This window comes from Reyranella sp. GW821-FHT12G01, assembly GCF_058806575.1.
In genome coordinates this window covers 263,072-283,962 of the sequence record NZ_JBXAPV010000001.1, presented here as the reverse complement: position 1 = coordinate 283,962, position 20,891 = coordinate 263,072, and the positions used below count along the sequence as shown (strand labels likewise).

General features: G+C 65.9%; 20 protein-coding genes. 8 read left to right on the top strand and 12 right to left on the bottom strand.

Going from position 1 to position 20,891, the window contains the following annotated elements; translation table 11 throughout:
* Positions 1-88: 88 nt before the first annotated feature.
* Positions 89-622 carry an Lrp/AsnC family transcriptional regulator gene (locus AC1RP5_RS01335; RefSeq protein WP_493108760.1) on the top strand — a complete coding sequence of 178 codons (534 nt, stop codon included), beginning with the start codon at positions 89-91 and terminating at the stop codon, positions 620-622.
* Positions 623-1,036: 414 nt separating this feature from the next.
* The gene (locus AC1RP5_RS01330; RefSeq protein ID WP_493108759.1) at positions 1,037-2,029 is read left to right on the top strand and encodes a hypothetical protein; all 993 of its coding nucleotides are present in this window, start codon (positions 1,037-1,039) and stop codon (positions 2,027-2,029) included.
* A gap of 87 nt (positions 2,030-2,116) precedes the next feature.
* Here AC1RP5_RS01330 and AC1RP5_RS01325 read toward each other — a convergent pair whose 3' ends face one another.
* The 5 genes from AC1RP5_RS01325 to AC1RP5_RS01305 all read right to left on the bottom strand — a co-directional run bounded on the left by AC1RP5_RS01325 (position 2,117) and on the right by AC1RP5_RS01305 (position 6,607).
* The gene (locus tag AC1RP5_RS01325) at positions 2,117-2,980 is read right to left on the bottom strand and encodes an EamA family transporter (RefSeq protein ID WP_493108758.1); all 864 of its coding nucleotides are present in this window, start codon (positions 2,978-2,980) and stop codon (positions 2,117-2,119) included.
* A gap of 4 nt (positions 2,981-2,984) precedes the next feature.
* On the bottom strand, positions 2,985-3,602 hold the full coding sequence (gene leuD, locus AC1RP5_RS01320; protein ID WP_493108757.1) for a 3-isopropylmalate dehydratase small subunit: 618 nt from the start codon (positions 3,600-3,602) through the stop codon (positions 2,985-2,987).
* 2 nt (positions 3,603-3,604) lie between these two features.
* Positions 3,605-4,999 (bottom strand): 3-isopropylmalate dehydratase large subunit, encoded by a 1,395-nt coding sequence (leuC, locus tag AC1RP5_RS01315; RefSeq protein ID WP_493108756.1) that lies wholly within the window; start codon positions 4,997-4,999, stop codon positions 3,605-3,607.
* Positions 5,000-5,050: 51 nt separating this feature from the next.
* Positions 5,051-6,262: a tetratricopeptide repeat protein gene (locus AC1RP5_RS01310; protein ID WP_493108755.1), complete on the bottom strand. Its 1,212-nt coding sequence runs from the start codon at positions 6,260-6,262 to the stop codon at positions 5,051-5,053.
* Positions 6,263-6,403: 141 nt separating this feature from the next.
* On the bottom strand, positions 6,404-6,607 hold the full coding sequence (locus AC1RP5_RS01305) for a DUF1127 domain-containing protein (RefSeq protein WP_493108754.1): 204 nt from the start codon (positions 6,605-6,607) through the stop codon (positions 6,404-6,406).
* A 118-nt stretch (positions 6,608-6,725) separates the two neighbouring features.
* Here AC1RP5_RS01305 and AC1RP5_RS01300 point away from each other — a divergent pair, with 118 nt between their 5' ends.
* From AC1RP5_RS01300 to AC1RP5_RS01285, 4 genes are all read left to right on the top strand, one after another.
* Entirely contained in the window at positions 6,726-7,631 is a 906-nt protein-coding gene (locus AC1RP5_RS01300) for a transcriptional regulator GcvA (protein WP_493108753.1), read from the top strand.
* 2 nt (positions 7,632-7,633) lie between these two features.
* The gene (locus AC1RP5_RS01295; RefSeq protein ID WP_493108752.1) at positions 7,634-8,692 is read left to right on the top strand and encodes an LLM class flavin-dependent oxidoreductase; all 1,059 of its coding nucleotides are present in this window, start codon (positions 7,634-7,636) and stop codon (positions 8,690-8,692) included.
* A 98-nt stretch (positions 8,693-8,790) separates the two neighbouring features.
* Complete coding sequence (locus AC1RP5_RS01290; RefSeq protein WP_493108751.1) at positions 8,791-9,414, top strand: MSMEG_1061 family FMN-dependent PPOX-type flavoprotein; 624 nt, start codon at positions 8,791-8,793, stop codon at positions 9,412-9,414.
* A gap of 132 nt (positions 9,415-9,546) precedes the next feature.
* The gene (locus AC1RP5_RS01285) at positions 9,547-11,502 is read left to right on the top strand and encodes an adenylate/guanylate cyclase domain-containing protein (protein WP_493108750.1); all 1,956 of its coding nucleotides are present in this window, start codon (positions 9,547-9,549) and stop codon (positions 11,500-11,502) included.
* Here AC1RP5_RS01285 and AC1RP5_RS01280 read toward each other — a convergent pair.
* The 3 genes from AC1RP5_RS01280 to AC1RP5_RS01270 form a co-directional block, all read right to left on the bottom strand.
* Positions 11,491-12,492 carry a fatty acid desaturase gene (locus AC1RP5_RS01280; RefSeq protein WP_493113266.1) on the bottom strand — a complete coding sequence of 334 codons (1,002 nt, stop codon included), beginning with the start codon at positions 12,490-12,492 and terminating at the stop codon, positions 11,491-11,493. The genes AC1RP5_RS01285 and AC1RP5_RS01280 overlap by 12 nt on opposite strands.
* Positions 12,493-12,647: 155 nt before the next feature.
* A complete protein-coding gene (locus tag AC1RP5_RS01275) occupies positions 12,648-13,448 on the bottom strand; it encodes an NYN domain-containing protein (RefSeq protein WP_493108749.1) in 801 nt (266 codons plus the stop codon).
* A gap of 1 nt (position 13,449) precedes the next feature.
* Complete coding sequence (locus AC1RP5_RS01270) at positions 13,450-14,112, bottom strand: aspartate/glutamate racemase family protein (RefSeq protein WP_493108748.1); 663 nt, start codon at positions 14,110-14,112, stop codon at positions 13,450-13,452.
* Between the two features lie 124 nt (positions 14,113-14,236).
* On the opposite strand from AC1RP5_RS01270, the gene AC1RP5_RS01265 reads away from it, so the two are divergent.
* Entirely contained in the window at positions 14,237-14,749 is a 513-nt protein-coding gene (locus AC1RP5_RS01265) for a P-loop NTPase family protein (RefSeq protein WP_493108747.1), read from the top strand.
* Here AC1RP5_RS01265 and AC1RP5_RS01260 read toward each other — a convergent pair.
* The 4 genes from AC1RP5_RS01260 to AC1RP5_RS01245 all read right to left on the bottom strand — a co-directional run bounded on the left by AC1RP5_RS01260 (position 14,733) and on the right by AC1RP5_RS01245 (position 18,413).
* Positions 14,733-15,938, bottom strand: a complete 1,206-nt coding sequence (locus AC1RP5_RS01260; protein ID WP_493108746.1) for a CaiB/BaiF CoA transferase family protein — start codon at positions 15,936-15,938, stop codon at positions 14,733-14,735. The genes AC1RP5_RS01265 and AC1RP5_RS01260 overlap by 17 nt on opposite strands.
* Positions 15,939-16,158: 220 nt before the next feature.
* A complete protein-coding gene (locus AC1RP5_RS01255) occupies positions 16,159-16,845 on the bottom strand; it encodes a DUF2848 domain-containing protein (protein ID WP_493108745.1) in 687 nt (228 codons plus the stop codon).
* A complete protein-coding gene (locus AC1RP5_RS01250; RefSeq protein ID WP_493108744.1) occupies positions 16,845-17,648 on the bottom strand; it encodes a putative hydro-lyase in 804 nt (267 codons plus the stop codon). The genes AC1RP5_RS01255 and AC1RP5_RS01250 overlap by 1 nt, the downstream gene beginning before the upstream one ends.
* Positions 17,649-17,657: 9 nt before the next feature.
* Positions 17,658-18,413, bottom strand: a complete 756-nt coding sequence (locus AC1RP5_RS01245) for an SDR family NAD(P)-dependent oxidoreductase (protein WP_493108743.1) — start codon at positions 18,411-18,413, stop codon at positions 17,658-17,660.
* A gap of 472 nt (positions 18,414-18,885) precedes the next feature.
* On the opposite strand from AC1RP5_RS01245, the gene AC1RP5_RS01240 reads away from it, so the two are divergent.
* A complete protein-coding gene (locus AC1RP5_RS01240; RefSeq protein WP_493108742.1) occupies positions 18,886-20,853 on the top strand; it encodes a protein kinase domain-containing protein in 1,968 nt (655 codons plus the stop codon).
* Positions 20,854-20,891 lie beyond the last annotated feature (38 nt).

Sequence of the window (20,891 nt, the reverse complement as noted above, 5' to 3'; positions counted from 1 at the left end):
GGGTTTGTTTCCCGGCAATCTGAAGAAGAATTGTGCCGTTGGCGCCGGAACTCTACGCTGAAACGGAAAATCGCGCAGGATTCCAAACATGGATATCGACAAGATCGACGCCACCCTCCTGTCGGAGCTGACGAAGAACGCGCGGGTCAGCCAGGTCGAACTGGCGACACGCGTCGGCCTCTCCAGTACCGCGGTGGCGCGGCGGCAGCGCGCGCTGGAGGAGGAGGGGCTCATCCAGAGCTACCAGGCCGTGCTCGATCTCGGCCGCTTCGGCCTCGCCACCACGGTGGTGGTGCGCATCACCCTGGAGAGCCAGAGCGACGAGGCGCTGAAGGCGTTCGAGGCGGGCGTGCTCGACTGTCCCTCGGTGGTGCGCTGCTTCCTGATGTCGGGTAGCGACGACTATGTCGTCATCGTGCTGGCGCGCGACATCGAGGATTTCGAGCGCATCCATCGCACCGAACTCTCGCGCCTGCCGAGGGTCGCGCGGCTGGAATCGAGCTTTGCGCTACGCGAGGTCGTGAACCGCGCGGTGCCACCGTCGGTGTTCGGCAAGACCGCGCGAGGGGCTCAGCGCAAGCGGCGCGCCGGCAGGCTGTTCGATCATTACGGCATTAAGTAGCATGTGCACCGAGCGATGCGGGGCCGCCGCAGGCTGCGCCACCCGGACGCTTGAGAGCGTGGAGTCATTGATTTAAAAAGAAAATAGGCCGCTCCTGGTGGAGGGGAGCGACCGAGTTGGCCCTTCTGGAAGGGGCTGCGTGGCAGAGATGACGGGATTCGAACTCGTGAGGGCCTGGCTTAGGGACCCCTCCGGTTTTGGAGACCGGTACGTTCGACTGCTCTGCCTTACCTCCACGAGTAGTAAAGTCGATTAAAGGCCGCTTCCTTTCCGTGTTCAGCGGGGACGGGAAGCGGCCTTTCCTATTTGTCCTCGCCCCTCGCGTCGGTCGATCTCGCGGGGGCTGGCGTCTCTTCTGGTCATGCTAGCCTCTTGTTGGCGGGAATATATTCCTGTGACTTGATTTGTCAAATCATGAAGCGTATATCCCGTAAATACGGTTTACCGCTGAGGTTCCATTTTATGACTTCCATAGACTCACAGGTGCCAAAGGCGCCGAAGGATCGCAGCCCTTCGTACCCCTTCATTCCACTCCGGACGGCAATCGAGCGTTTGATCGCTTTAGACGCTAAGTTCGGGCGCCATCCGGCACCCGCACTACAGGCTGGAATTGCATGGGATATGAAGCCAGCGAGTAGCCAGGCTGCGCAAACGCTTGCCGCCCTGAAATCATACGGATTAGTGGATTATAATGGCGCGGGCGATGCTCGCACGGCGCCAATCTCCGACGATGGGCGCACTTATCTGCGCGCGCAGCAGGAGAACGTGAAGAAAGAAGTCCTTAAGCGAGCAGCTCTAAAGCCTAAGGCGATTGCAAATTATTGGCATGTTTGGGGTCCTGACCGGCCACCTGATCCTGTGTGCTTGGATCAGCTCGTCCTCAAGGGTGGATTCACACAAGGTGCCGCAAACACCTTCTTACGAGTCTATGATGAGACCATTCACTATGCTGGATTGTCGAATTCTGACACAGGCGTTTATCAAGATGAGGTGCCGGACGACCTACCACCGCCCCCAATCGCCGTCGGGGATTTGGTCAACGTCGAAGTCGGAGGATCATTGGTGTTTCCTGAACCGAGGCGGGTTCGGGCGGTCAACATCCATGATGGAAAACCGTGGGTTTATGTTGAAGGAAGCCAAGCCGGGGCATCCGTGGACAACGTCCAGCTTCATCAAAAAGGCACTGTAGGCAGTTCCGTCCCCCCACCTCTGTTGGAGGAAGCGCGACCTGAAGCCAAATCGGGCTGGAAAGAGGAACGCCTTGTAGACGACGAAGGAGACGAGACCTTTCTTTCGTACAAAGGCGAACCGTCCTTGGAGCGTTACGAGTTCATCCGCGATTATCTGGACTTCCGCATTTCGCGTCTCAAAAAGGCAGCTGTGCGTGACCAGAATGACGAGAAATAGCTAGCAAGAACGTTAGTCGAAAAAGCCGCGCATGAAGCGCGGCTTTTTTTGAATCCGACTTGATGCGTTTGCAGTCCAATAATTGCTTCATCGCAAGCGGCGCGCCGAGGCGTAGACGCCGAGCGCCACGCCGCCCAGCACGACCGCGACGGCCAGCAGGCGCATCCCGTCCAGCGGCTCGCCGGTCAGGTAGGCCGAGATCGCGAGCGCGGCGCAGGGCACGAGCAGGCTGACGGGGCCGACCTTCGCGGCCGGATAGGTGCGCAGCAGGGTTCCCCAGATCAGGTAGCCCAGCCACATCACCGGAACGACCGTGTAGAAGAGCACGAACCAGCCGCGCCAGGTTGGCGCCAGGATCGGCGCGGCCAGCGCCATCGGCCCGTCGAGTGCCAGCGACGCCAGCGCGAGCGGGATCGGGGGCAGGACGCTGGCCCAGACGGTGACGGCGAACATCGAGACGCCGCGCGCCGAGCGGAAGACGAGATTGCCCAGCGCCCAGGTGAGCGCCGACATCAGCGCGAGGCCGACCGCGAGCAACGGCGTGTCGTCGGAGATCGAGCGCGCCAGCAGCACGACACCAACGACCGCGACGGCAAGACCGAGCCATTGTTCGCGCGTCGCATGCTCGCGCAGGAACAACGCGGCCAGCACGACGGTGAGCGGCCCTTGCAGCTGCACCAGCACGGAAGTGAGGCCGGGCGGCAGGCCCGCGCCCATGGCGAAGAACAGGAAGACGAACTGGCCGGCGAACATCAGCCCGCCGATGCCGGCCAGCGCCGCCCACGAGACGTTGGGCTTGGGAATGAACAGGGCGGGCAGCGCACCCAGCAGGAAGCGCCAGGTCGCGAAGGCGAAGGGGGTGAACTCGTCGAGGCCGAAGCGGATGACCGTGAAGTTCAGCCCCCACATCGCCACGATGAGGAGAGCCGCCGCGAGATGCAGCGGGCTCAAGTGGCTACAGCCAGACCCACGGACGCGAGCTCTTGTCCGACGCCTGCCACGCCTCGATCTCGTCGCGGCGCGACATGGTGAGCGCGATGTCGTCGAGCCCGTTCAGCATCGCATGCTGGCGGCGCGCATCGACCTGGAATGGGATGGTGCGGCCGGTCGGCGAGATCACCTCGCAGTTTTCGAGGTCGACGGTGATGCGCGCGTTGCCGGGCGAGGCCTTCATCTCGTCGGCGAGCTGCTCGATCTCGTGGATCGGCAGCGCCACCGGCAAGAGGCCGTTCTGGAAGCAGTTGTTGTTGAAGATGTCGCCGAAGTACGGCGCGATCACCGCCTTGATGCCCATGCCCTTCAGCGCCCACACCGCGCCTTCGCGGCTCGAGCCGCAGCCGAAATTCTCGCGGCTGAGGATGATCGGTGCGTCGCGATAGGGCGCCTGGTTGAAGATGCAGTCCGGGTCCTCGCTGCCGTCGGGCTTGAAGCGGATCTGCTCGAAGGCATAGGGGCCGAGGCCTTCGCGCGTCACGTTGTCGACCAGCCGCTCGATGCGGATGATCAGGTCGGTATCGACGTTCTGGCGCATCAGCGGCGTGGCGACGCCGGTCACCTTGGTGAACTTGTCCATGATCAGATCTTCCTCACGTCAGCGATGGCGCCCTTGATCGCGGCAGCGGCAGCCATCGCGGGGCTGGCGAGATGGGTGCGGGCGTTGGGGCCCTGGCGGCCGACGAAGTTGCGGTTGGAGGTCGAGACGCTGCGCTGGCCGGGCGGGACGCGCTCGCCATTGGAGGCGAGGCACATCGAGCAGCCGGGCTCGCGCCATTCGAAGCCCGCTTCGGTGAAGACGCGGTCGAGGCCCTCGGCCTCGGCTTCGGCCTTGATGCGCACCGAGCCGGGAACGACCCACGCCGTCACATGGTCGGCCTTGTGGCGGCCCTTCACGATCTCGGCGGCGGCGCGCAGGTCGGAGATGCGGCTGTTGGTGCAGGAGCCGATGAACACCCAGTCGACCTTGGTGCCCTCGATCGGCTTGCCGGGCTCGAGGCCCTGGTACTTGAGGGCAGCCTCCCAGGCGCCGCGCTTCTCCTCCGGTCCCTTGGTGGGATCGGGAATGGCGCGGTCGACGGCGATCACGTGCTCGGGGCTGGTGCCCCAGGTGATCTGCGGCGCGACGTTCTTCATGTCGACCGTGTGCTCGAAATCGAACTCGGCATCGGGATCGCTGGGCAGGGTGCGCCAGTGCGCGACCGCGCGGTCCCACATCGCGCCCTTCGGCGCATAGTCGCGGCCGTTGAGATACTCGTAGGTCGTGTCGTCCGGCGCGACCATGCCGGTGCGTGCGCCCATCTCGATGGTGAGGTTGCACAGCGTGAGCCGCGCCTCGGCCGGCAAAGCGCGCACGCCCGAGCCGGCATATTCGACCGAGTAACCGGTGCCGGCGGCGGTGCCGAGCTCGCCGATCAGGTGAAGGATCATGTCCTTGGCCGTGACGCCCGGCATCAGCTTGCCTTCGAAGCTGGCGCGCATGCGCTTGGGCTTGCGCTGGACCATGGTCTGCGTGGCGATCACATGCACCAGCTCGGAGGAGCCGATGCCGAAGGCCAGCGCACCGAAGCCGCCATGCGTCGAGGTGTGGCTGTCGCCGCAGACCAGCGTCGTGCCCGGCAGGGTGAGGCCCTGTTCCGGGCCCATGACGTGCACGATGCCCTGGCCGTCCTGGCCGAGGTCGAACAGCTTGATGCCGTAGGCGCTGGTGGTCTCGCGCATCGACTTGATCAGCGGCAGGCCCGGCGGATGGGTGAACTCGGTGCGGCCGGGCTTGGTCGACATGGTGTGATCGGGCGTGCCGTAGATCAGGCGCGGCTGCGACGGCGGATAGCCCTTGTCGATCGCTTCCTTCAGCGCCTTGCCGCCCGACATGTCGTGCAACAGCAGCCGGTCGATGTGCAGAAGCACGAACCCGTTGCCGAGATCGGTGATGACGTGGCTGTCCCAGATCTTGTCGAACAGGGTCTTGCCCATGGGTTTGGCCTTTGGGTTTGGGTGTTTATCCGCGGGACGCGGATAACAGCACTAGGAGAGCCGCGCCGCCAGTCCCTCGCGATCATCGTCGCGCAGCAATTCGAGCGAGGCATACCAGGGCGATATTCCGAGGGTCGGTCCCCAGAGCCAGTCTGCGGTATGCGGCAGCAGGATCACCGTCGGGATGCCGAGTGCGGCGGCGGCATGGGCGGGCCAGACATCGTCGCCGACGACGAGGCGGCAGATGATGATGTCCTGCGGCTCACGCGTGATGTCGAGCCCGGCGGGCGGCTCGACGGTGCTGAACCAGCCGACCTTGGAAGTGGCCGCGGCATCCTTTTGCAACTGTGCGGGCGGCGGCAATGCATCGAGCGACCAGTTCAGGAGATGCGGCAGGCTGCGCAGCGGCGCGGCGGCCGCGAAGCCGTCGAGCGAATCGCCCCGTCGTGCGGTCGGACCGTCGACCCAGTCGATCAGCGACGCGGTGCATTGGACGGTACCCTCGACACCACGCGCCAGCATCAGCGTGTCGCGCAGTGCCGCCTCGCTCTCGATGTCGGCCTGTTCGGGATAGAGCAGGAGGCGGCCGGTCAGCGGCTCGCCCTGCCAGCGCGGCAGCTCGGGCGTGTAACGCTCGCCCGGCAATTCCAGCCGGGCTTCGTGGTCGCCCAGCCCGCGCCACCAGTCGCCCTGGCGCAGCAGCAGCTCGCCGCGCCGCAGCCTGAGGCGCGGGTCGGCGGGATGGCTGACGAGGGCGGTCTCGATATCGGTGAGGGCGCCGACCCAATCGCCGCGCGCCGCCAGCAGGTCGGCCCGGGCGCTGAGGCTCGGCACCAGCCGGTTGTCGATCGACAGGGACTGGTCGTAGGCGCGCTCGGCTTCCTCGCTGCGGCCCAAGGCCTGCAGGGCGCGCCCGGTATTGTGCGCGATGTTGGCGTCGTCGGGCTTCAGTCGCGCCGCGCGCGCCAGCGCCGCCAGGGCGGCCTCGTGCTGGCCGAGCTGGATCAGGCAGCCGGCGAGATTGGTCTGGGCCGCCACGTCGCGCGGCAGGAACTGCGCGGCCCGCTCCAGCGGCTCGCGCGCCTCGGCATAGCGCCCGAGCTTCAGCCGGAGCTGGCCCAGCAGATGCAGCGCCTGCCCGGCATTGGGCCGCGCCTCGACGATGCGGGCGAAAGTCTCTTCCGCCGACGCAAAATCACCCGCCGCCGCGCGTTGCAGGGCGTCGCGGCCGAGGGTCTGGATCTGCTGGTCGCTGAGGGGCACGCGGCGGCTCTAGCAGAGCCTTTCGAATGCGGAAAGAAAAAGCCGGCGGTCGACAAGGGAGGCTGAGGATCGACCGCCGGCCAGTTACCGGAGTGGGAATGTCTCGTGCAGGGTAGGACGAGACGGCTCCGGATTCGGATGTCAGACGCGCCAGAAGGGCTTGTTCGCCTCGAACTGGATATCCGTCGGGCTGATGCCCAGATCACGGATCGTGCGGTGGTCGAGGTCGGCGAGCTCGCGGCGCTCCTTGGCGCGGCGGCGCCAGGTGGCGAGGATCTGGCCGAAGGCGGTGAAGGTGCCGGCCAGCGGGGCCTGGGAACTGTAATGGAGCGATATGTTGGCCATGGGACTTCTCCCGTAGGGGTGTGAACTCTGTTGAGGGTGGATTTGCGCCCGGGGGCGCCCCTTTACAAACGACCCTTTGTCCTGTTTTGATTAAAATAGCTCATGTGAAGGATTCGCGATGAAACGATCCCTGCCGCCGCTCAATGGGTTGCGTGCCTTCGAGGCTGCGGCACGCCACATGAGCTTTACCGATGCCGCGGAAGAGTTGAGCGTCACCCAGGCGGCCATCAGCCACCAGGTGCGCGGGCTGGAACAAAGGCTCGGATTAAAATTGTTCGTGCGGCGCAATCGCTCGCTGCTGCTGTCGGAAGCGGGCCAGGCCTATCTGCCGTCGGTGCGCGCCGCCTTCGACCAGTTGAACGAAGCGACCGAGAAGCTGCTGCAAAAAGATAAGGGCGGCCATCTCACGGTGACGACCACGGCCTCGTTCGCGATGAAATGGCTGGTGCCGCGGCTGGGCGGCTTCCAGAGGGCCAACACCGAGATCGACGTGCGCATCTCGACCGGCACCGGCCTGGTCGATTTCTCGCGCGAGGACGTCGACATCGGCATCCGCTACGGCCGCGGCCAGTGGCCGAACCTGATGTCCGAGCGGCTGGTCAGCGAGGACGTCATGCCGGTCTGCGCGCCGTCGCTGCTCAAGGGGCCGAACGGGCTGAAGAAGCCGGCGGACCTGAAGCGGTTCACGCTGATCCATATCGGCAACTTTCCCGACGATTGGCAGGTCTGGCTGACCGCCGCAGGGGTGAAGGGCGTCGATTCCTCGCGCGGCGTCACCTTCGACGCCGCGCTGATCGGCTATCAGGCGGCGATGGATGGGCTGGGCGTCGCGCTGGGCCGCAATCCCCTGGTCGAGCCCGATCTCAAGGCCGGCCGGCTGGTCGTGCCCTTCGAGTTCAAGCGCTCCTCGGACTTCGCCTACTATCTCGTCTATCCGCCCGAGGCAATCCGGCGGCGCAAGATCAAGGCGTTCCGTGACTGGGTCGTGACGCTGTCCGAAGTGGCGCAGCAGCAGGCGGCTTAATCGTGCAGTTCGGCTACTTCACGCTCTCGGACAATCGCTACCCGAACAATCCGCGCTCGGCGGAATCCTTCATCAAGGACATCTATGCCGAGGCGCTGTGGGCGGAGAAGGTCGGGCTGAACTCGGCCTGGATCGGCGAGCATCATTTCAACCTTTTAGGCGTCAACGCCTCGCCGCTCGCCATGCTGGCGCAGCTCGCGGGCGCCACGACGAAGCTCAGGCTCGCGCCCGCGGTCACGCTGCTGCCGGTGCATCACCCGCTGCATGTCGCGGAGGAGTGGGCGACGCTCGATCAGCTGTCCGGGGGCCGAGTCGATTTCGCCGCCGGCCGCGGTTACGACCGCAAGGAATACGATCCGTTCCAGGCTTCGTTCGACGACTCGGCCGAGCTGTTCGCCGAGGGGCTGGAGATCGTGTGGCGCGCCTGGACCGAGCCGGGCAAGTGGTCCCACAAGGGCAAGTTCTATCGGTTCGACGATGTCGAGATCCGCCCGAAGCCGGCGCAGAGCCCGCTTCGGCCCTACGTGGCCTGCTTTTCGCGGCCGTCGATGGAACTGGCGGCCAGGAACGACTGGAACGTGATCTACGCGCCGTTCGCGGCGGCCATGGTCTACGGTTCGCTGGCCGACGCGGTGCGGGTCTATCGCGAGACCTGCGAGACCCAGTTCAAGCGGCCGATGCGGCGGGCCATGTGCTCCTACTTCGTGCACATTGCCTCGACCCCGGAGGAGGAGCGCTACGGCAAGGAGGCGCTGGTGCGCTACTTCCAGGACGCGCTGATCGCGGCCTTCCCGTCCTCGTCGGGCGAGAAGGTGCCGCCAACCTACAAATACTTCGTCGAGATCGTGAATATCCTGCGCGACATGCGGCCGGAGAAGCTGACGGACAAGTCGTCGATCCTGTGCGGCAGCCCGCAGCACATCGTCGACACCCTGAAGCAGGTCGAGGCGGCTGGCGTCGCCGAGGTCATCCTCTACTTCAACTACGGCCAGAAGCCGCACGCGATGGTGAAGGAGCAGATGCAGCGCTTCATGCTCGAAGTCGCGCCGCATTTTGCCTGATACCCTGTAGGGGCAAGAACCCGCACCGCAGACGAGGTTGCAAGTCGTTCGCAAGTGACGGATGTTGCCCCGATACGCGTTCCGAAGGAGTTTGCCTCATGGCTCGCATCACCACGAAGGAAGAGCTGCGGCGCATCATCGCCGAGCCGCGTCCGGCCGCGCACGTCAAGATCCTCGACGCGCTCGACGACCAGTCGGTCGAGTTCCTGAAGCGCTGCCCCTTCGCCCTGGTCGGCACGACCGCGGCCGACGGCACGATCGAGGTCTCGCCCAAGGGCGACGAGCCCGGCTTCATCCGCATGGAAGACACAAGGACGCTCGTGATCCCCGAGCGCGTCGGCAACAACCTGGCCTTCGGCCTCAGCAACATCATCGCCACCGGCAAGATCGGCATCATCGCCCTGGTGCCAGCGACCGGCGAGACGCTGCGCATCTCCGGCACGGCGGAGATCTTCGACGATGCCGACCTGCTGGCCTCGCTGAGTTCGCTCGGCAAGCCGGCGCTGTTGGCGACCCGCGTCCACATCAAGCACTGCTACTTCCACTGCGCCCGCTCGATCGTGCGGTCGAAGCTGTGGGATCCCAAGTCGTGGCCGGCGCCGGCGCGTATCTCGTTCGGCAAGATCATCGCGCCGCGCATCGGCGAGAGCGAAGCCGTCGCCGCCCAGATCGACGCCAACGTCCAGGGCGCCTACACGACGCGGCTGTGGCAGAACACCTGAGCGGGTTGAGGGCGAAGTCAGCTGTCGTCCTGAGCGAAGCGAAGGACCTGGCGGAACGACCGAAGCACTGCGTTGCTGGCGTGAGATCCTTCGCTGCGCTCAGGATGACATGAGTGGGTAGTTAGGGCCTCGATGAAGCGAAAGGTCGGTCTGTTCCTGCTCACGGTGCTGGTGGCCGTGAGCCTCGGCGCCACGATCGTGGCGTCGCTGGCCATGTACCGGCTGGTGTCGGGCCTGCAGGACGAGGATCTGCGCCGCATCGAGACCAGCCTCAGCGAACGCTTCGACGTCTTCGAGACGATGCTGCGCTCGGAGAACAAGCGCAACACCGCGGTCATGGCGAAGGTGCTGCCGCAGATCGAGGCCGACGTGCTCAGCACTGGCCGCCCGCCTTCCGAGCTGACGGTGGACGAACTGAACGCGCTGGCCGCGAAGTACGGCGTCGAGAACATCTACTTCATCAATCGCGATTACACGGTGTTCAACACCAACCTCTCGACCGACAGGGGCCTCGTCTTCCCGAAGGGCCCGTTCTCGCGGTTCCTCGATTCGGTGTTCGACAAAGGCCGGGTGATGAGCGACGGCGTCGACCTGTCGTCGGTCACCGGCACGTTGCGGACCTACACCTATTACGGTCCGCCCGGCCGGGACTACATCATCGAGGCCTCGACAGACGTCCGCACGACCTTGAAGCAGAGCGACTTTGGCTGGATGAGCCGGTACTTCTTCGAGGATTATTTCTCCGACGCCGTGCAGTCCAACCCCTATGTGACGGGCGTGGACATCTACCTGATCAATGCCTCGGGAACCTGGTCGCTGATCCGGGTCGGCGAGAAGCTCGATCCCGTGCTGGCGGCAAAGGTGCTGGAGATCGGTCGCCACGAAGTGCCGGATGCGGCCGGCCATCTGGTCACGGTCTACAGCCGCTACAACAGGGCGGACACGGCCCGGGACGAGACGCCGATGATGATCGTGCGCAAGGTCACCTACGACCTGGAGCTGGCCCGCGAGGCGGTGCGGCACGTGTTCCTGAGTTCGATGGTCGTGCTCGCGGTGATGCTGCCGCTGGTCTACTGGCTGACCTCGCGGCTACTGCAGCGCCGCATCATCGATCCGCTGCTGAACCTGCGCGGCGAGGCCGGCGCCATCGCCGGCGGCAACCTCGATCAGGAGATCGCCAACACCGACCGGCGCGACGAGATCGGCCATCTGGCGCGCAGCTTCGCCTCGATGCGCGACGCGGTGCGCACGACCATCAACGACTTGCGCGAGACCAACGTGGCGATCGAGCGGTTCGTGCCGCAAGCGTTCCTCGCCAAGATCGGCAAGCCCAACATCGTTTCGGTGGCGCTGGGCGACAACAAGCGCGAGCACATGACCATCATGTTCTCCGACATTCGGAACTTCACCGCGCTGTCGGAAACGATGACGCCGGACGAGAACTTCGCCTTCATCAACTCCTACCTGGAGCATATGGGCCCGGTGATCCGCGAGCATGGCGGCTTCATCGACAAGTATATCGGAGACGCCATCATGGCCCTGTTCGAGGAGGCGGACGACGCCGTGCGCGCGGGCGTGGCGATGATGGAATCGCTCGAGCGCTTCAACACCCTGCGCGAGGCGGACGGGCTGGTGCCGGTCAATGTCGGCATCGGGCTCAATACCGGCTCGCTGATGATGGGCACGATCGGCGAGCTGCATCGCATGGACGGCACGGTGATCTCCGACGCCGTCAACCTCGCCTCCCGCGTCGAGAGCCTGACCAAGGTCTACCGCGTCCCCATGCTGATCGCGCAGCACACCTACGACCATCTTTCCGATCCGGACGCCCATGCGATCCGGCCGATCGACGTGGTCGTGGTGCGGGGCAAGACGCAGCCCGTCGTGCTGTTCGAAGTGTTCGACCGCGATCCGCCGCCGGTTCGCGCCGAGAAGCTGAAGACGAGGGTACCGCTGCTCGAAGGCATCACGGCGCTGCTGCGGCACGACACTGAAGCGGCACGACGTCATTTCGAGGAAAGCCTCGCCCTGGTGCCGGGCGATGCGGCCGCTCTCAACCTGCTTAAAAGCTGCCCGTCAGACGGCTGAGGCGCGGGCCTCTCGGAACGACACGAGGCGGCGCTGCGTCTCGTCCCACAGGACCAGGCGCACGCAGCGGAAGCTCTGCATCAGGGTCAGGCGGCCGACGTCGCGCAGCTCGGGATGGTCGCGCAGCACGTGCGGCAGCCGGTAGTAGGGGATGCGGCTGCTGAGATGATGGACGTGGTGCACGCCGATATTGGCGGTGAACCAGCGCAGGAACGCCGGCAGGTCGTAGTGCGAGCTGCCGTGCAGCGCGGCCTCGTGCAGGTTCCAGTCGGGATCGCTGTCCCACTTCGTGTGCTCGAACTGGTGCTGCACGAAGAACAGCCAGACGCCGACCGACGCGGAGAGCAGCAGCACGGGAAGGTGGATCAGCAGGAACGCCTTGATGCCGACCAGCCAGATCAGCAGGCCGGCGACGGCCACGATCGCCAGGTTGTTCGCCATGGTGCTGACCCAAGGCCGCCAGCCGTCGCGCATCAGGCCGACTGGCAGGCGATGCTGCAGGATGAACAGGTAGGCCGGTCCGAGGCCGAACATCACCAGCGGATGGCGATAGAGTCGGTAGCGCAGGCGGCCCCAGAACGAGCGCGCGCGATATTCCTCGACCGTCAGCGTGTCGACGTCGCCGAAGCCGCGCCGGTCGAGATTGCCGGTGCTGGCATGGTGGGTCGCATGCATGCGGCGCCAGACCCCGTAGGGCGTGAGCGTCAGCACGCTGGCGATGCGGCCGATCCAGTCGTTGGCCGAGCGCTGCTTGAAGAACGCGCCGTGGCCGCAATCATGCTGGATCGCGAACAGCCGCACCATGAAGGCGCCGGCGGCGAGGGCCAGCGGCAGGGCGAGCCAATAGCCGATGTCGAGCGTCATCCAGGCCAGCACCCACAAGGCGGCGAGCGGCACGATCGTGACGGCGATCTCGAAGATGCTGCGGCTGTGACTGGGCTCGCGATAGCGCGCCAGGACCTGGGTCCAGGCGCGTGCGGCTTTTTCCATGTGCGCGCGCGGACCGGCGGCTTCCGGAGAGGTGCTCAAACGAATTGTTTTCCTTGAGAGAGGAGGCGGGCGTCAGCAAACCGCCCGTCGGCCTTAGGGGGCGCCAGAGGCAAAAGCAACGAGCGAAGTGGCCCAGCGCGGCGATTCGCCCATGGTCACGAGGCGGGTGGCCGCCGGGGGCGCCGGCGGCTTCGTCCCGCGCCGCCTCCTGGGCCGCTTGCCGGGGCTACCTGGACCGGCTTGGCGCGTATCCGCACGGTGCGGCCGTCGGGCTGGTCCATGTCGAAGGCGCCGGTCTTGCGGATCAGGTCGCTGAGCTTGCGGAAGCCATAGGTGCGCGGATCGAAATCCGACGCGATGTTGGCGAGACGCTGGCCGACCGCGCCGAGGCTGACCCAGCCGTCCTCGCTCTCCATCTGCGCGATCGCCTTGGCGAGAACCGGAACGGCGGCGCTGGCGGGCTGCAGCGAACTGGGCGCCGGGCCTTCGCCCGGTGTCGCCACCGCGGCCTCAGGGACCAGGTTCTCGGTGTAGATGAAGCGGCGGCAGGCCTGGCGGAAGCTCTCGGGCGTCTTTTGTGCGCCGAAGCCATAGACGTCGGCGCCTTCCTCGCGCAGGCGCGACGCAAGCCGCGTAAAATCGCTGTCGGAAGAGACGAGGCAGAAACCGTCGAAGCGGCGGCTGTGCAACAGATCCATCGCGTCGATGACGAGGGCGATGTCCGACGCGTTCTTGCCCGACGTGTAGGCGAACTGCTGGTAGGGATCGATCGCGTACTTCTGCAGGATCTCGGCCCACGATTTGAGGCGCGGGCTCGAGAAGTCGCCGTAGATGCGACGCACGCTCGCCTCGCCGAACTTGGCGATCTCCTCGAACAGGCCGGCGGCGATGCGCGGCGAGGTGTTGTCGGCGTCGATCAGGACGGCGAAGCGGCGCGGGCGATTGTCGTCGGCCATCTCAGGTACTCGACTTTGCGTAGATCGCGTCGACATGGATGTCGGCGCAATCGATGACGGGGAAACCCGGATCGTGACCGGCGAATGCGAGGAACAGATCGGTGCCGCCCAGCATGATCGCCTCGGCGCCGCGCGCGCAGAGCTTGCGGCCTTCCTCGAAGAAGACCTGGCGCTGCGCTTCGGTGACGTGGCCGACCGTGGCCATCGCAACATAATTGTCATGCACCCGGTCGAGCGCTTCGGTCGGCACGACTTCGACGGACGGAATGCCGCCGTAGAGCTTCGTCTCCATCACGGTGCGGGTCCCTAAAATGCCGATCTTCCTGAACTTCCCTTGGGCCAGCGATGCATCGACCGCGGGAATGGCGTTGAGCACGGGAAGCGGCGAGATGGCCATCAGCTCGTTCACGCAGAAATGCCCGCCCATCGAGGTGATGCAGGCAGCCTGCGCGCCGGCGGCCTTCATACGGCCGACCAGACCCGCAAAAATCTCGGCCTGCTTCTTCGGATTCTTGCCGACGAGGTTGCGGCTCATCTCGCGCACGTCGGCATGCGCCATGGTGAGGTCGAGCGGGATGCCCGACGCGACATGCCGTTCGATCAGGCCGCGATAGTAGAAGTCTGTGGCGGCCGGGCCGATGCCGGCAATGAGTCCAATATGCATGGGCGACTGTCCCTGATCCGTCGTCGCACGACAATAGGGCCGCACGACAATAGAGGGTGTGGCGAAAAGCGTCCCTGCCAGACGCGGCTTGCGGACCTACAGTTTGACCATGCAGAGGGTGGTCGTGTTCGGAACGACGGGGTCGGGCAAGAGTTGGTTGGCCGAACGGCTGGCCGACCGCACCGGCCTGCGCCTGATCGAACTCGATGCGCTGTTCTGGGGCCGCGACTGGCAGCCCGCGCCGGTCGACCTGTTCCGCCATCGTGTCGAGCGCGAGACCAGCGAGGGTGGCTGGATCGTCGTCGGCAACTACGGGCAGGTGCGCGACCTGGTGTGGCGTCCGGCCGACACCTTGGTCTGGCTCGACCTGCCGCTGCCGACCGTGATGTCGCAGCTGCTGCGGCGGACGGTGAGGCGCACCGTGACGCGCGAAGAGCTGTGGGGCACGGGCAACCGCGAGTCGGTCACCAACGCCTTCCTCAGCCGCAACTCGATCCTGCTCTATGCGCTGAAGACGCACCGCCGCAATCGCGAGCGCTTCGAGCTCGAGTGCGGCTTCCTCGCCAAGGAGAAGCGCGTCGTGCGGCTCCGCAGCCGCCGCGACATCGAAAAGTTCGCGTTCAGTCCGCTGCCTTGACCGCCGGCTGCGGGGCGCGCACGCCGCCGCGCGCCAGCATCGCGTCGATGTCGGCCGCGGCATAGCCCAGTTCGCTCAGGATGTCGGGTCCATCCTCGCCGATATGCGGGGCGTGCTGCTGCGGCGCATGTTCCGACGCCGGCGGGAGGCCCGCGATGTTGGCGACCGGCATGCGGCCGAAACCGTCCTGCTCGATCCAGTCGATCGCGCCCGATTCCTTGACGTGCGGATGATCGAGATAGTCGGAGTAATTGTTCACCCGCTCGCAGAACACGTCCTTGGGCTGCAGGATCGCGATCCACTCCTCGGTGGTCTTGGTCGGCATCGTCTCGTTCAGCGCCTTGATGATCTTGGCGGCGTTCTTGATGCGGTTCTCGTGGCTCTGCAGGTCGGGATCGTTGGCGATGTCGTCACGGCCGATCAGTTCGAACAACAGGCGGAAATGGTGCGGGCGCATGGCGCTCACCATGATGTAGCCGTTCGCCGACTTGTAGCTGCCGGCCGGCATGTAGAGCACTGGCGGCGCGCCCTTGGAGAACACCCACTCCATCAGCTTGGCGCCCTGGAAGGCGGCGGCTGCGCGCATCAGGCTGGAATCGATGAAGCAGCCTTCGTTGAAACGGAACTGGCGCATCAGCGCGGTCGACAGCGCCTGGAAGGTGTAGAGGCCGGTCGTCACGTCGACGGCGATCATGCCCTGACGCCACGGCGTGCCGTCGGGCATCTTGTTCATCACCATCATGCCGCTGAACGCCTGGATCAGGCCGTCGACGGTCGGGCGCTTGCTGTAGGGGCCGGTCTGGCCGAAGCCCGAGACCGAGCAGTAGACGACGTTCGGGTTGACCTTCTTGATGTCCTCGTAGCCAAAGCCCAGGCGCGAGATCACGCCGGGACGGAAGCTCTCCATCACGACATGCGCCTTGGCGGCGATCTTCTTGGCGACCGCGATGCCGTCGGCCGACTTGAGGTCCAGCGCGATCGAGCGCTTGCCGCGGTTGAAGGCGACGGAATGAGCGCAATGATCGCCCTTCAGCTCGCCGAGCGCCCGGCCCCAATCGCCTTCCGGCGGCTCGACCTTGATGACGTCGGCGCCATGCAGCGCGAGCAGCATCGAGGCATGCGGGCCTGCGATGCCCTGCGTGAAGTCGAGAACGGTGATGCCGTCGAAGGCGCCCTTGATCGTGGTCACTTGTTTCCTCCCGAAGGCGCTGAACGTACGTTTACCGATGCCGTTCGTGCAAGACCCGACCTGCATCCAAGCCATGCGTCGTTGGCCGAGCGAAGCTCGGCCCGATAGCGGCAGGACATCGTGAAACGATGTCCGGGAGCGTCGAAGAAAGAACGGCCGCTATGACCCCTCCGTCGTCGTAAAACGACGACACCTCCCCATTTGAATGGGGAGGGGCCTTTCAGGCGATGATCGGGAGCGTCTCGATTTCGTAGGCGTGGGTGATCTTGCGGTGCAGCACCGGGTCGTCGAGTTCCATCTCGAAGCGCGACGAGGAGCGGATGCCGCCGATCGCCGGCATGGTGCCGCAGAACATCACGGTATCCATGGGCAGGCGCTTGTTGTCCTTCCAGGCGAAGATCAGCTCGCGCGGATCGCGAATCTTGGCCAGCGGCCCTTCCTGGTAGAGGGTCTTCTTGCCGCCTTCCTGCACGAAGCTGCGCAGCATCAGCTGGTCCCAGTGCGCCTCGACTTCCTCGAAACGCCAGGCGACGCGGCCGACCGGCTTGGCGCACATCTGCTTGGAGACGGCGATGCCGTAGCTCTCGACCTTGCGGTCGGTATGGTCAGCGCCGACCGTGACCCAGAGCCGGTCGGCGGCGCCGATCAGCACCGGCTCGACCTCGCCCGAACTGTCGTCGCCCAGAACCTGGATGCGCTCGGCCTGCGTCAGCATCTGCGCCGCGGCGCGGTAATAGATCGGCACCCGCGACGGCGGCTGCACGCCGATCGCCTTCAGTTCTTCGATGTGGTGGTTTAGCGCGGTCACGTCGCGGCCGGTCCAACCGGCGATGACGAGATCCTTGATGTCGACGGCGACCTTCTCGACCGCGCCCTTGGCGTGACCCTCGAATTCGAGCCGCGCCATTACAGGATGGCGAGCTGCGAGTTGAGGAGGTCGGTCACCAGCATGTAGCCGGGCGCGTGGGTGATGCAGAACTCGGGCTTCACCGTGGCCACGACCGATTGCGGAGTGACGCCGCAGGCCCAGAAGACCGGCAGCTCGTCATCGCGCACGGGGGCGGCGTCGCCATAGTCCGGCTTGTTGATGTCCTTGATGCCGATCAGCTCGGGCTTGCCGATATGGACCGGCGCGCCGTGCACGGTCGGGAAGCGCGTCGTCACCTGGATGGCTCGGATGGCGCCGGCGGGCTTGAACGGGCGCATCGACACGACCATCGGCCCATGGAACGGACCGGATGGCGCGCATTCGATGTTGGTGCGGAACATCGGCACGTTGGTGCCGCAGGTCTGGTGGCGGATTTCCAAGCCGTTCTCGACCAGCGCGTCCTCGAAGGAGAAGGAGCAGCCCAGCACGAAGGAGACGAGATCGTCGCGCCACACGCTCTTGAGGTCGGTGACCTCCTCGACCATCACGCCGTTCTTCCAGATCCGGTAGTAGGGAATGTCGGTGCGGATATCGAGATCCTCGCCCAGGGTCGGCAGGCGCCATTCGCCCGGCTCCGACGAGCCCAGCAGGGGGCAGGGCTTGGGGTTCAGCATGCAGAAACGCGTGAAGTCGGCGGCCAGCGACCGCGGCAGGATCGCGAGATTGCCCTGGACGTAGCCCGGCGCCATGCCCGAGGTCGGCAGGCGATGGCCGCCGTTGCGGATGCGACGGCGTGCGTCGCGGCCGGTTTCGCCCTTCAGGCTGGTGAGCGTGCTGTCCATCGCGAACTCCTAGACGTGCTGTCCGCCGTTGATCTGGATCTCGGCGCCGGAAACGTAACTCGATCCCTTCTCGCAAAGGAAGTGAATCACGTCGGCCACCTCGTCGGGTGTGCCGAGGCGCCGCATCGGGATCTGCTCCTCGACGATCTTCTCGGTGCCGGGCGACAGGATCGCGGTGTCGATCTCGCCGGGCGCGATCGCGTTGACGCGAATGCCGCGCGGCCCGAAATCGTGGCTCATCTCGCGCGTCAGCGCGGCGAGCGCCGCCTTCGAGGTGGCATAGGCTGAACCCGCGAAGGGATGCACGCGGCTGCCGGCGATCGAGGTCACGTTGACGACGCAGCCCTGCGCCTTCGACAGCTCGTCGACCAGGCCGCGCGCCAGCGCGACGGGGGCGAAGAAGTTGACGTTGAAGACCTGCCGCCAGAGATCGAACGGCGTGTCCATCGCGCCGAGGCGGCTGCCGTCCTTGCCCTTGGGCGAGATCGCGGCGTTGTTCACCAGCGCGTCGAGCCGGCCGCCGGCGAGGCGCGAGCGGATCTGCTCGATGCCGCGGCCGATATCGACCGGATCGGCAAGGTCGAGCTGCACATGGTTCTCGCCGCCGCTCGGCCAGGGGCAGAGCGCGCTGAAGGGTTGGCGCGAGATGGTGATGACGCGCCAGCCGCCGGCGCTGAATTTCTTCACGGTCGCATGGCCGATGCCTCGGCTTGCACCGGTCAGAACCAGGGTGCGGACATTGTCGCGAGGAAGGGCTGTATCCATCGTTCCTATCCTACCCTGCCTGTGAGGCGACTTCGCGTCCGATTCGCAAGCGCTGGCACTGCAAGGTCTAGTGGGTTCACTTTTGTTCTTCGCATCATCTATTAAGCCATTGGGATTCCATGGCTTTGTTGGATTTCCAAGGCAAATTGATCTATGATGTTTTCAGGCCTGGCCCAATTTTAGGGCCGCTCGGCCGTAGTTTTTTGACGAAGTTTATTTTTGGAGTTGTCCGATATGGCGGACGAGCGACGGGCCTCTGCGCCCACCCCCTATCTGCGCACGGGGCCTGCCACGATGCTTACCGGACTAGGGCTCTGCGTCCTCCTCATGATCATGCAGCTAATGCCCGAAATCCGCGATGCCGGGCCGAAGGCCGCCATCACCGCGTCGAGCACCAGCCGCTAGACCCGCATTCAGCCGCTTGTGCGGCTGGCCGGGAGCGCGCATCTAGGGGCCGAGGTTGCGCGTGCCCATGACAGCAGAACACGATCAAGCCCTGCCGGTCGGCACGCGGCTCGGCGATTACCGCCTGGACGCGCTGATCGGCCATGGCGGCTTCGGCATCACCTATCGCGCGTTCGATACGCAGCTCGCGAAGTTCGTCGCCATCAAGGAATATATGCCGGTCGAGTTCGCGATGCGCCGGCCGGATGGCCAGGTCGCGCCCCGCAGCTCGCGCTACGCCGACGATTTCACCTGGGGCCGCGAGCGCTTCCTCGACGAGGCACGGGCGCTGGCGCGGTTTCGCCACGTCCATATCGTGCCGGTGCTGCGCTACTTCGAGGCCAACGGCACGGCCTATACGGTCATGGAGTTCGAGGACGGCCACAGCGTCGCCCAGCTCCTGCGCCAGCCCGGCCGCCAGATGCAGCCCGACGAGGTGCGACGCCTGACCGAGGGCATGCTGAGCGGTCTCGAGACCGTGCACGCCCAGGGCTTCCTGCATCGCGACATCAAGCCGTCGAACGTGATCGTCCGGCGTGATGGCGTGCCGATCCTGATCGACTTCGGCGCCGCGCGGCAGGCGATGGGCGGCCGCTCGCGCACGCTCACCAGCATCCTGACGCCGCAATATGCGCCGATCGAGCAGTACGCGATGGACGGCAAGCAGGGGCCGTGGACCGACATCTATTCGACGGCAGCGGTGCTGCATCACGCCATCGCCGGCGTGCCCCCGCCCGAGGCCGTGAGCCGCGTCGGCACCGATCCCTACCGGCCGCTGGCCGTGACCCATGGCGATCGCTTCGACGGCGCCATGCTGTCGGCGATCGATCGCGGCCTCGCCTTCGCGCCCGAGCAGCGGCCGCAGACGATCTCCGAATGGCGCACCCTGTTCGGCCGCGCGCTGCCGCAGGCCTTGGACGCGCCGACGCAGCGCATGCCGCCGGCAGCAGCTACGCCGCCGCAACAGTCGCATCGATTGGGCGGCGCAGGCCGGCCGGTGAGCGAGTCGACGGAGGTCGAGGCGCCACCTTCGGAGCGGCGCGTGCGACGCCGGCGGTGGCCGCTCATCCTGCTGGTGCTGGGCGCGGTCGCGGTCTGGAAATATCAGCCGCAGATTCGCGAGCGCCTGTTTGGAAAGCCCCCGGTCGAGACGCAGGCCGCGCTCCCAACGCCGGTTCCGATCGCCGTCACGACGCCGGCGCCGACCTCGCCGACAACGACACCTGCCCCGACGACACTAACTCCGACGACATCAACTCCGGCGACACCCAATCCGACGACGCCCACGCCAGCCACCCGGCCGGTGCCGCCCGTGACGTCACCCGCGGCCACGGCCGACACGGCGCAGAAGGCATTGGCCGATCAGGCGCAGCGCGCGGCGGTCGAAGCACGCGGCATCTTCGAACGAGCCGACGAGGCCGCCCGCGCCGCCCGCGCCATGGCGGGCGAGGCGCGCATCGTGGCGGCGCGCGCGTCGCGTCCCGATCTCGAGAACAGCGAGCGCATCACCTACAACGGCGGCGCCAGCTACATCGGCCAGGCCGTCGACGGCAAACGCCAGGGGCTGGGCGTCGCCGAGCTCGGCAACGGCGAGCGCCAGGCCGGCGACTGGACCGCCGACCGGATGAACGGTCTCGGCACGGTGCGCCTGGCCGACGACACGCGCTATTCGGGGCAGTGGAAGGACGGCCAGTCGACCGGTCTCGGCATCCGCGAGAAGCCGGGCGTCGAGCGCTCCGAAGGCAACTTCGTCGGCGGCCGCCTCGAAGGCTTCGGCCTGCATCGCACCCTGGCCGAGCCCAACGTCATCAAGGCCGGCGAATTCCACGCCGACGTCCTCGACGGGCCGGGCGTGGAGCGCATCGGCGAGCGCGAGAAGTACGAGGGCACCTTCCGCAACGGCCAACGCAATGGCTACGGCCTCTACACCGATGCCGAGGGCAAGACACGTCCCGGCCGCTGGGCCGACGGAAAGCTCGTCGAATCAACACCTTGATATCGGTGGCACGGAAGTTGCGCCCCGCGGGTTGCAAG

Bases quoted from the DNA above. Each gene is read 5' to 3' on its own strand.
- AC1RP5_RS01335 (WP_493108760.1), top strand. From the start codon at position 89: ATGGATATCGACAAGATCGACGCCACCCTCCTGTCGGAGCTGACGAAG.
- AC1RP5_RS01330 (WP_493108759.1), top strand. From the start codon at position 1,037: ATGAAGCGTATATCCCGTAAATACGGTTTACCGCTGAGGTTCCATTTT.
- leuD (WP_493108757.1), bottom strand. From the start codon at position 3,602: ATGGACAAGTTCACCAAGGTGACCGGCGTCGCCACGCCGCTGATGCGC.
- leuC (WP_493108756.1), bottom strand. From the start codon at position 4,999: ATGGGCAAGACCCTGTTCGACAAGATCTGGGACAGCCACGTCATCACC.
- AC1RP5_RS01305 (WP_493108754.1), bottom strand. From the start codon at position 6,607: ATGGCCAACATATCGCTCCATTACAGTTCCCAGGCCCCGCTGGCCGGC.
- AC1RP5_RS01300 (WP_493108753.1), top strand. From the start codon at position 6,726: ATGAAACGATCCCTGCCGCCGCTCAATGGGTTGCGTGCCTTCGAGGCT.
- AC1RP5_RS01290 (WP_493108751.1), top strand. From the start codon at position 8,791: ATGGCTCGCATCACCACGAAGGAAGAGCTGCGGCGCATCATCGCCGAG.
- AC1RP5_RS01285 (WP_493108750.1), top strand. From the start codon at position 9,547: ATGAAGCGAAAGGTCGGTCTGTTCCTGCTCACGGTGCTGGTGGCCGTG.
- AC1RP5_RS01280 (WP_493113266.1), bottom strand. From the start codon at position 12,492: ATGGAAAAAGCCGCACGCGCCTGGACCCAGGTCCTGGCGCGCTATCGC.
- AC1RP5_RS01275 (WP_493108749.1), bottom strand. From the start codon at position 13,448: ATGGCCGACGACAATCGCCCGCGCCGCTTCGCCGTCCTGATCGACGCC.
- AC1RP5_RS01270 (WP_493108748.1), bottom strand. From the start codon at position 14,112: ATGCATATTGGACTCATTGCCGGCATCGGCCCGGCCGCCACAGACTTC.
- AC1RP5_RS01255 (WP_493108745.1), bottom strand. From the start codon at position 16,845: ATGGCGCGGCTCGAATTCGAGGGTCACGCCAAGGGCGCGGTCGAGAAG.
- AC1RP5_RS01250 (WP_493108744.1), bottom strand. From the start codon at position 17,648: ATGGACAGCACGCTCACCAGCCTGAAGGGCGAAACCGGCCGCGACGCA.
- AC1RP5_RS01245 (WP_493108743.1), bottom strand. From the start codon at position 18,413: ATGGATACAGCCCTTCCTCGCGACAATGTCCGCACCCTGGTTCTGACC.
- AC1RP5_RS01240 (WP_493108742.1), top strand. From the start codon at position 18,886: ATGACAGCAGAACACGATCAAGCCCTGCCGGTCGGCACGCGGCTCGGC.